Raw genomic sequence first — 9,124 nt, 5'->3', positions numbered from 1 at the left:
CATACGAGACTAGAATAACGGTCTCGTGGGCTCGGAGATGTGTATAAGAGACAGAGTTTTTAATTCTAAAAAAACATATACAAAGTTTTTTTGTATTTTAATTTCAAATATAAATTTAGCCACTTCAAATGATATAACAATAAAACATAATTGTCAAAAGACTATTTTTTTAGGACAATGAAAAATATTCTTCGTAAAGTTTCAGATATGAAAATTTAAAATGTAATGATTTTAAAAATTGTTATCATTTTGTGTTATATTTTAAAATTAATATAAAATGCTTGACAAAAATTAATAAAAAATGCTTGACACTATAGTTAGATAAAGTTATAATTAGTTTAAAGTGAACGAGTTCACTTTATGGCTAGCTAAAAATTAATATTTTATCAAGGAGGAACAAATGTCCAAGTACATGATTAAAAGGGTATTGTCAGCACTTTTAACTGTATTAGTAGTTTTCAGCTTAAATTTTGTAATTATTAATGCAGCTCCTGGAAGTCCAATAAAGACTATGATGGGTAAAGAGGTTGATAATATTGAATTACAGAATGCGTTGGAAAAGAAATATGGATTTGATCAACCACTTTACAAACAATATTTAAAGTACCTAAAAAACGTTTCTAAAGGGGATCTCGGAACATCTGTTATCTATAACAGACCTGTAAAAGATATGATTTTAGAAAAAATGGGTCCTACGGTTTTATTGGTTTTATCTTCGGCCATAATATCTTTAATATTGGGAACGGCAATGGGAATATCGGCTGCTCGAAGGGAAGGGTCACTACTGGATGTTATATTCTCATCGGTAAATTACATACTTAATTCTATGCCGTCTTTTTGGCTGGGACTGATGTTAGTAATTATTTTTTCAACAAAACTAAATTTGTTACCTACTTTTGGAATGACTGATTCTAGAGTGGATTATACTGGTATAGATTATTTTGTTGATGTACTAAAACATTTAGTATTACCTGTTTTAACTATGGTATTAATACAAATCCCATTATATTTCAGAATAGCAAAGTCGTCGGTTTTGCAAGTTGTAAATGAAGATTATATTCAAACTTTTAGAGCGTGTGGCATGAGTGAAGAAAAGATTTTTAATAAGTATATTTTTAAAAATGCAATTCTTCCAACAATTACTATTTTTGGTATTTCAATAGCATATTTGGTAACTGGTGTTGCCTTGGTTGAGATAATATTTGCTTGGCCAGGCACTGGTAGACTTGTTCTTAATGCTATAAATCAAAGAGACTATCCTACATTGATGGGAATTTATTTAGTGATGAGTGTATCTATAGCTGTTGTAATGATGTTAGTAGATATAATTTATGCTTTCGTTGATCCTAGAATAAGGTATGGTGATTAAAATGAAAATTAATTTTCTTAAGTTAATAAAAAGAGACAAACAATTAAAAGCAGGAACGATTGGTATTTTAATAATTCTTTTAATCATTGTTTTTTCGCCGGTTATTGCAAACTTCAGCCCATATGAATTTGGTAACTTTCCATTGGCTAAGATTGGTGAAGAGGGGCATATTCTCGGAACTAATCACTTAGGACAAGATGTATTTTCAATGATAGTTTATGGTGCTAGAACATCTGTAAAGGTAGCGGTTGTTTCTGCTCTTATATCAGGTGTAATAGGAATAATTATTGGTGGTGTCGCAGGATACTTTGGTGGTGCTGTAGATAGAGTTTTATCGGAGTTAATAAACATATTCATGATGCTACCAACATTTTTCTTGATACTTATGATAATAGCTCTTTTTGGAAGTTCTATAACTAATGTAATGATAGTAATAGGACTTACAACATGGCCTAGTAATGCTAAGTTAATGAGAGCACAAGCTATGAGTTTAAGAGAGAGAACTTTTGTAAAGTCTGCCATTGCTATGGGTGAAACAAAAAGGCAAATTTTATTTAAATACATTATTCCTAATGGAATATATCCTGTTATTTCAAACACAACTGTTGGTATGGCAAATGCGATACTTACAGAAGCTGGGCTTTCTTTTTTAGGACTTGGCGATCCAAATACAATTAGTTGGGGTCAAATGATTTTTGAAGGAAAGCAATATATTAGCAATGCTTGGTGGATTTCTACTTTTGCTGGCATTGCAATAGTTTTAACAGTTACTTGTTTTTATTTACTTGGAGATGGATTAAATAGAGTCTTAAATCCTAAGAATTTAAGCAGAGGAGGAAAATAATGAAACAAGATGAAGCTATATTAAAAGTTGAAAATTTAAATATTTCTTATATTAACAAAAATTCCTCTGTTAAGGCTGCTAAAAATGTAAATTTCACACTAAACAAGTCCGACTCTTTAGGGATTGTTGGAGAATCTGGTTCAGGTAAATCAACTTTAGCTATGGGGATTATTAGGTTATTAGATCCTAAAGAGACAAAAATCGAGGGAAAGGTTAATTTTTACGACAAAGAATTATTATCTTTATCAAATGAAGAATTTAATAAATTAAGATGGAAAGAAATTGCTGTTGTTTTTCAAAAGTCTATGAACTCTTTAAGTCCTGTACATAGAATTTTTGAACAAGTTTATGACATTTATAAAGTTCATGAACCTAAAGCCACAAAAGAGCAAGTTAAAAAAATTTTCATCGAACTATTAAAAAAAGTAAATCTTTCCGATAGGGTTGTGAATTTGTATCCTCATGAGTTATCAGGAGGTATGCTTCAAAGAGTTTCTATAGCCATAGCACTTTTGTTTAGTCCTAAACTATTAATTTTAGATGAGGCAACTACAGCTTTAGACGTTGTTACACAAGGACAAATTTTAGATGAAATCTTAAAGCTCGAAAAAACAATGAACATGACAAGAATCATGATAACTCACGATATTTCAGTTGTAGCCCAAGCTTGTAATAAGGTAGCAATATTTTATGCGGGAGAACTTATGGAGATTGGATTCACAAAGGATGTGCTAAAGGAACCATACCATCCATACACCATAGGATTAATTGAAAGTTTTCCATCTATGAATGGTGAAACGGAAGAAATTAAATCAATACCTGGTTTTATGCCGGATCTTTCAAAGGATAGTGAAGGATGTATTTTTAGAGAGCGTTGCCCATATGTTTCGAAAATATGTGCTAAGCAAAAACCAAAAGAAACACAAATAGACAATCGAAGAGTATATTGTCACAATATTCAGGAGATCAGAAATGGAAAATAAAATTATTGTGGAAAATATAAAAAAGTTCTATCCTGCTAATAAAAAATTATTTAATAAATCATATATTCAAGCGGTAGATAATGTAAGTTTCTCTATTGAAGGTGGTGAAATTTTAGGACTCATTGGTGAAAGTGGATGTGGTAAATCTACTTTAGGTAGAGTACTCGCAAGACTTGAAAAGCCTACTGAGGGAAAAATTTCCATAGGTGGTAAATCAGTTGAGGAAATATTAAAAAATGATGAAAAATCATTTAGAAAATATGTTCAAATGATATTCCAAAACCCCTATGATTCTTTCACTCCTAGGGACAAAATAGGAAACATTCTTATGAGACCTTTAAAAATTCACAATATAGGAAGTAGTGAAAAAGAGAGGTTTGATATTTGCTTAAAGGCTTTAGAACAAGGAGGATTGAGGCCAGCTAAGGAAATAATGGAAAGATATCCTCATCAACTTTCCGGTGGACAGCTTCAGAGAATTTCAATCATAAGAGCTACATTATTAAAACCTAAATTTATTATTGCAGATGAACCTGTAAGTATGTTAGATATTTCGGTTAGAGCAGATATAATCAATGCGCTGTTAGATTTAGCAAAGCATGGCACTTCCATTTTATTCATTAGTCATGATATCGCCTTAACAAGATTTATTGCGGATAAAATCATGGTAATGTATCTTGGGAAAACAGTGGAATATGGATACGCTAAAGATGTAATTCAAAATCCAGCTCATCCATATACAAAAGTATTGATTTCAAATTGTGCGTCTATAGATCCGACTGAGCAAATGAATAGGATTGATATAGAAGGAGAGCCCCCAACTCCAATTGATTTAACTCCAAGTTGCTATTTTGCAAACAGATGTAGTCTAGCAACGGAAGAATGTTTTAAAGATTACCCTAAAAAGGTTGATCTAGGTAATGAACATTATGCATATTGCATAAAATTATAATTAGGAGGAACATATGAAAAAGAAATTAATGGCATTATTGTTGGCAGCTGCTTTAATAATGTCAGGATGCAAGCAGAGCGGCAAAAAAGTTGATAGTACTGGTTCAACAGATGTAGGACAAGCGCAAGCAGGAGGACAGTTAATAATTAGACATTCCGGAGACCCTATGAGCTGGAACCCTGATAAATTACCAGATGACAATGGATATCCAATATTCCAAAATATTTTTAATAGACTTGTAAAATTGGATGCGTCAAAAAAAATTATTCCAGATTTAGCAGAGTCGTGGGATATTTCTGATGATGCAAAAGAAATAACTTTCCACTTAAGAGATAATGCTAAATGGCATGATGGTAAAAAAGTAACAGCAGAAGATGTTAAATACACTTTTGAAAAAATAAAATCAGACTCTGCTTACTTAATGAATGCAAAATTTCAAAATATAAAATCTTTCGATATTATAGATGATAATACAATATCATTTAAGTTAAAAGATCCAGATATTTCATTAATTGCAGAATTAGGATGGTATTCAACATTTATATTGCCAAAGCACGTGCTAGATAACGGCAAACCTTGGGAAGAAAACGAAGCAATTAAATCAAAACCTATAGGAAGTGGTCCTTTCAAACTAGAAAAATTTGTTCAAGGAGAATCTATAACTCTTGTTAAGAACAAAGATTATTGGGAAGGCACTCCAAAGTTAGATAAGTTAGTTTACAGTATTATTCCAGATGATGCTACAGCTGTACAAGCTCTAGTAAATGGAGAACTTGATTTCTTAGAAAATGTACCATCAGCAAGTGCAGAACAATTACTTCACGATGATAATATAAGAATGAAACTTAATAGATATCCTTCACCTATGAGATTAGTTTTCAATATGAAAAATGAAAAGGTTAAAGACGCTGCTATTAGAAAAGCAATTTCATACGCTATAGATAAAGAAGAAATATCTAAAAAGGTATATCACGGTTTCCAAAAACCAGAATATTCAATGTACCCAAGTTTAATCAAAGAGTTTGCAAACACAAAAGATGTTAGTCCTAAATTTAGTATCGAAAATGCTATAAAGACTCTTGAAGACGCAGGATATAAAAAGGATAAAGATGGATACTACGTTAGAGGATTAGAGGTTGAAGTATTTGAAGGTGCAGGATACCCTGATGCAGCTAAGTTAATGGAAGCATCATTAAAGAAAGCAGGCATAGAAATGAAGATTAATGTATCAGAATATAATGCATGGGCTGAAAAAGTAGGAACAAATCATAACTATATAATGGAACTTCAAGGTGGATTTATGGGACCAGACCCTTCAGCTTTAAATGCAAGATACGGAACTGGTGCATCAAACAACTGGTCACAATATTCAAATCCTGAGTTTGACAAATTGGTTAAAGAAGCAAACACAAAACCTGATACTGCAAAAAGAGCAGAATTATACAAACAAGCACAAAAGATATTGGCGGATGATGCAGTATTTGTACCAGTAATAGAGTTTGCAAGCTATGACGCTAACTCTAAGAGATATATAAACCTTCCAATTGATGGTGAAGGAAAATGGGGTTGGGCAGAATTCACATTTACGGAGATGGTTAAATAATGAGAGAATTGATAGATAGAATAATAGATAGAGTTCCAGATTATAAAACATTTTTCACAGTAGATGAACTGAATGAAATGAGCTATGATATAGCAAAAAAACATAGCGATATAGTTGAAACTTTTGAGTTTGGAAACTCTAAAGAAGGCGAAAAAATTATTGGACTTAAAATAGGAAAGGGAAGTAAAAATGCCTTGGTATTTGGACTTCCACATCCAAACGAGCCAATTGGAACTATGACAATTGACCACTTAATAAACCAATTAGTTGAAGATGAGGAATTTAGAAATTCATTAGATTACACTTGGTATATTATTAAGGCTTGGGATGTAGATGGAGCAAGAAAGAATGAAGGTTGGTATAAAGGACCATATAACCTTTATAACTATGCAAGAAACTTTTATAGACCAGCGGGTTTTCTTCAAGTTGATTGGACTTTCCCAATAGAATATAAAAACTTGAAATTTGACAAGCCTATACCAGAAACAAAGGCTATGATGGATCTTATAGATGAGATTAAACCAACATTTATTTATTCTTTACACAATGCAGGATTTGGTGGAGCTTACTGGTATATAAGCAAGGAAGCAAGAGAAGTATTTGATGATTTTATCAAAGCTGCTAATAAACAAAACATTCCTGTTCATTATGGAGAACCAGAAGCGCCATATTGCGAAGAATTTGCACCTGCTATTTATAAAGAGTTAAAAATTTCTGATGAATATGACTATTTAGAAAAATATGGAAATGAGCATCCTGAAAAAGAAATAGCAGTAGGAACATGCTCTGCTGATTATGCAGGAACAAAGTATGATTCCTGTACATTAGTTACAGAACTTCCATATTTTTACGATAAAAGAATTGACGACAAATCAGATTCAGATATTACAAGAAAAGAAGCGATAAAAAACTCTATAGAGTATTCTGAAAGCTTAGATAAGTACCTTATAGAGTCCATGAAAGTATCCAGACCATATTTAGCAGAAGATAATGTTTATAAATTAGCATTAGAAGCCTTTACAGATTTAGGAGAAGTTCATGCTGCTACTTTAAAAATGATTGAAGAAGATGATAAATTCAATAAAATAGCTACAGTTGCTGAAAAATTTGATAACTCATTGGTAACTAAATTTTATAGTATGCTATCTCTAGGATTAATAATCAGAATGAACGAAGAAGAGATGAAAAAGCTTAAAAAAGATTCCGACGCTTATAAAATCCTAGAAGGAGAATTTAAAAAATCTGAGGAAAAATTAAAAGAATTAAGTGAATATTTGGAAGAAAATATAGATTATAGCGTAGTACCTATTAAACGTTTAGTTTCGGTTCAATTAGAATGTGGATTGGTATTAGCTTATAACTTAGACAAATAATATTTCACGAACTAGAAAACAAAAAATCGTATAAATATGAACTGACCCCCAAAAGTTGGACTTAAAAACCAACATAAGGAGGTCAGTTTTTAATGTCAAAATACAATTTAGACTTCAAACTAAATGTAGTAAACTTGTACTTAACACGAGAAATGTCCTATCAAAGCCTAGCAAATGAACTTAAAATCAATAATCCAGCTATGATAGCTAAATAGGTTAAAGAATTTAGAGAAGAAGGCATAGAAGTACTGAAAGAAAAAAAGAGAGGAAGACCTTCAAATATGCCAAGTACAGATAAAAATAAAGATTTAAAAAACAAAACTAATAAAACAAAAAAATTAAGTGAATTAGAAAACTTAGAAAACAAAACTACTATCTTCAAATGGAAGTAGAAATTCTAAAAAAAGATTCAATTCTCACAGATGACAGAATCAGAAATAGATGAATATCTAAGATCATTAAATCACTAAGAGATAGATTCAAACTAAAAGAACTTCTAGAATACTTTAACTTCCAAAAATCAACATACATCTATTGGCAAGAAAGATTGGATAATACAAAAAAAGATGAAGAAGTAAGAAAAGACAATCCAAACTATGGATATAGAAGAATAACAGCAATGCTAAGAAAACAAGGACTACTAATAAATAAAAAGAAATTTCAAAGACTAGTACAAAAACTAAAATTTCAAGTAACAAACTTCTCAAGAAAAACAAGAAAATACTCCTCATACAAAGGAACAATAGGAGAAGTAGCAGACAACAAAATAAATAGAAACTTTAAAGTAGAAAAAGTCTACACAGATATAACAACAGACACAACAGAATTCAAATACCTAGAAAAAGATAAAAATGGAAACTATCAAGTAAAAAAACTTTACCTAAATCCCAATCTGGATATGTATAACGGTGAAATAATATCCTATGAAATATCAAAACAACCAATATTAAAACCAATACTGAAAGCCTTAGACAAAGCAATAGAAATAACTAGTATAAATAAAGAAGAAAGAATCTTTCATTCAGATCAAGGATGGGCCTATCAAGTAAAACAATACATATTAAAGCTTGAAGTTGAAGGAATAACCCAATCAATGTCAAGAAAGGGAAATTGGCTCAATAACTCCCCAATGGAAAACTTCTTTGGGATACTAAAACAAGAAATCTATTATGGCAAAAAATTCTACTCATACGAAGAGTTAAAAGAAACAATCGAAGAATATATCGAATATTACAATAAAGATAGGATAAAAGAAAAATTAGGATATTTAAGTCCAATAGAATACAGAGAAAAGAATGCAGCATAAAAAATACCGGAAAAAATATAAATCTTCTCTGGTTCTTGGTCCAACTTTATGGGGTCGCCACACAATCCTGCACTCTTTTTTAATTGCAAACAAAACTTATTTGGGTATAAATATCGTGAAGGGGAATTAGTATGAAAATTTTATACGAAATAGGGAAAACTGAGATAGCAATCGACACTGTCGGTGCAAAGCTTGAATATATAAAACGAAATGGAAAAGAGATTTTGAATAATTGCAGAATTTGTGTTCCAAATTACGGAGTTGACAAGACTTTTCACTATCCAACGGACGGATTGTTCGTCGACAAAAAATAGACGTCGTCAGCAAATCAGAGGATATGTGCGTTATGAGATGCGTTGACAGCGGGCTTGAAAGTTTTGTCGTGTATCAGTTTACGAACGAAAAAATCGTGTTGGATGTGAACGTGACAAATCACTCCGAAAAATTTGTGAAGATGAAACCTGCGATTATTTTTGATTTGTCAGACGGAAAAACTGTCGTAACTTGCGATTTGAAAAAAGAAAATTCGGCCTATGTTTTTGCCGAGTTTGATTCACAAAAGCAAAGCGAAAAATTCTCACTACCTTCGAATGAAAAATGCAAGATTTATTCGGAGATAAGGCTTTAAGATTGGCATTTGGTGATTTGTGTGAGGTAAATTTTGCCTGAATTTGTGGTATAATAATAAGATAAT

The 9,124-nt window shown here is 31.4% G+C and carries 10 protein-coding genes; all 10 read left to right on the top strand.

Features of this window, described 5'->3' with window-relative positions:
• Positions 1 to 400 precede the first annotated feature (400 nt).
• The 10 genes from Q0X02_RS02335 to Q0X02_RS02290 all read left to right on the top strand — a co-directional run bounded on the left by Q0X02_RS02335 (position 401) and on the right by Q0X02_RS02290 (position 9,058).
• Complete coding sequence (locus tag Q0X02_RS02335; RefSeq protein ID WP_297810975.1) at positions 401 to 1,369, top strand: ABC transporter permease; 969 nt, start codon at positions 401 to 403, stop codon at positions 1,367 to 1,369.
• Between the two features lies 1 nt (position 1,370).
• Positions 1,371 to 2,213 carry an ABC transporter permease gene (locus Q0X02_RS02330; RefSeq protein WP_297810971.1) on the top strand — a complete coding sequence of 281 codons (843 nt, stop codon included), beginning with the start codon at positions 1,371 to 1,373 and terminating at the stop codon, positions 2,211 to 2,213.
• Positions 2,213 to 3,196 carry an ABC transporter ATP-binding protein gene (locus Q0X02_RS02325; protein ID WP_297810968.1) on the top strand — a complete coding sequence of 328 codons (984 nt, stop codon included), beginning with the start codon at positions 2,213 to 2,215 and terminating at the stop codon, positions 3,194 to 3,196. Before Q0X02_RS02330 ends, Q0X02_RS02325 begins: the two co-directional genes overlap by 1 nt.
• Positions 3,186 to 4,148, top strand: coding sequence for an oligopeptide/dipeptide ABC transporter ATP-binding protein (locus Q0X02_RS02320; protein WP_297810966.1), 963 nt, complete (start codon positions 3,186 to 3,188; stop codon positions 4,146 to 4,148). The genes Q0X02_RS02325 and Q0X02_RS02320 overlap by 11 nt, the downstream gene beginning before the upstream one ends.
• A gap of 13 nt (positions 4,149 to 4,161) precedes the next feature.
• The gene (locus Q0X02_RS02315; protein ID WP_297810963.1) at positions 4,162 to 5,751 is read left to right on the top strand and encodes an ABC transporter substrate-binding protein; all 1,590 of its coding nucleotides are present in this window, start codon (positions 4,162 to 4,164) and stop codon (positions 5,749 to 5,751) included.
• Positions 5,751 to 7,124 carry a M14 family zinc carboxypeptidase gene (locus tag Q0X02_RS02310; protein WP_297810960.1) on the top strand — a complete coding sequence of 458 codons (1,374 nt, stop codon included), beginning with the start codon at positions 5,751 to 5,753 and terminating at the stop codon, positions 7,122 to 7,124. Before Q0X02_RS02315 ends, Q0X02_RS02310 begins: the two co-directional genes overlap by 1 nt.
• A 92-nt stretch (positions 7,125 to 7,216) precedes the next feature.
• Positions 7,217 to 7,339, top strand: a complete 123-nt coding sequence (locus Q0X02_RS02305; RefSeq protein WP_297810957.1) for a transposase — start codon at positions 7,217 to 7,219, stop codon at positions 7,337 to 7,339.
• Positions 7,340 to 7,569: 230 nt separating this feature from the next.
• On the top strand, positions 7,570 to 8,430 hold the full coding sequence (locus Q0X02_RS02300) for an IS3 family transposase (protein WP_366093899.1): 861 nt from the start codon (positions 7,570 to 7,572) through the stop codon (positions 8,428 to 8,430).
• Positions 8,431 to 8,561: 131 nt separating this feature from the next.
• Positions 8,562 to 8,744: a hypothetical protein gene (locus Q0X02_RS02295; RefSeq protein WP_297810954.1), complete on the top strand. Its 183-nt coding sequence runs from the start codon at positions 8,562 to 8,564 to the stop codon at positions 8,742 to 8,744.
• A 32-nt stretch (positions 8,745 to 8,776) separates the two neighbouring features.
• On the top strand, positions 8,777 to 9,058 hold the full coding sequence (locus Q0X02_RS02290; protein ID WP_297810951.1) for a hypothetical protein: 282 nt from the start codon (positions 8,777 to 8,779) through the stop codon (positions 9,056 to 9,058).
• Positions 9,059 to 9,124: the final 66 nt, after the last annotated feature.

This window comes from uncultured Finegoldia sp. (genome assembly GCF_947252345.1).
In the GTDB taxonomy this organism is placed as follows: domain Bacteria; phylum Bacillota; class Clostridia; order Tissierellales; family Peptoniphilaceae; genus Finegoldia.
This window is presented reverse-complemented; position numbering and strand designations above follow the sequence as displayed.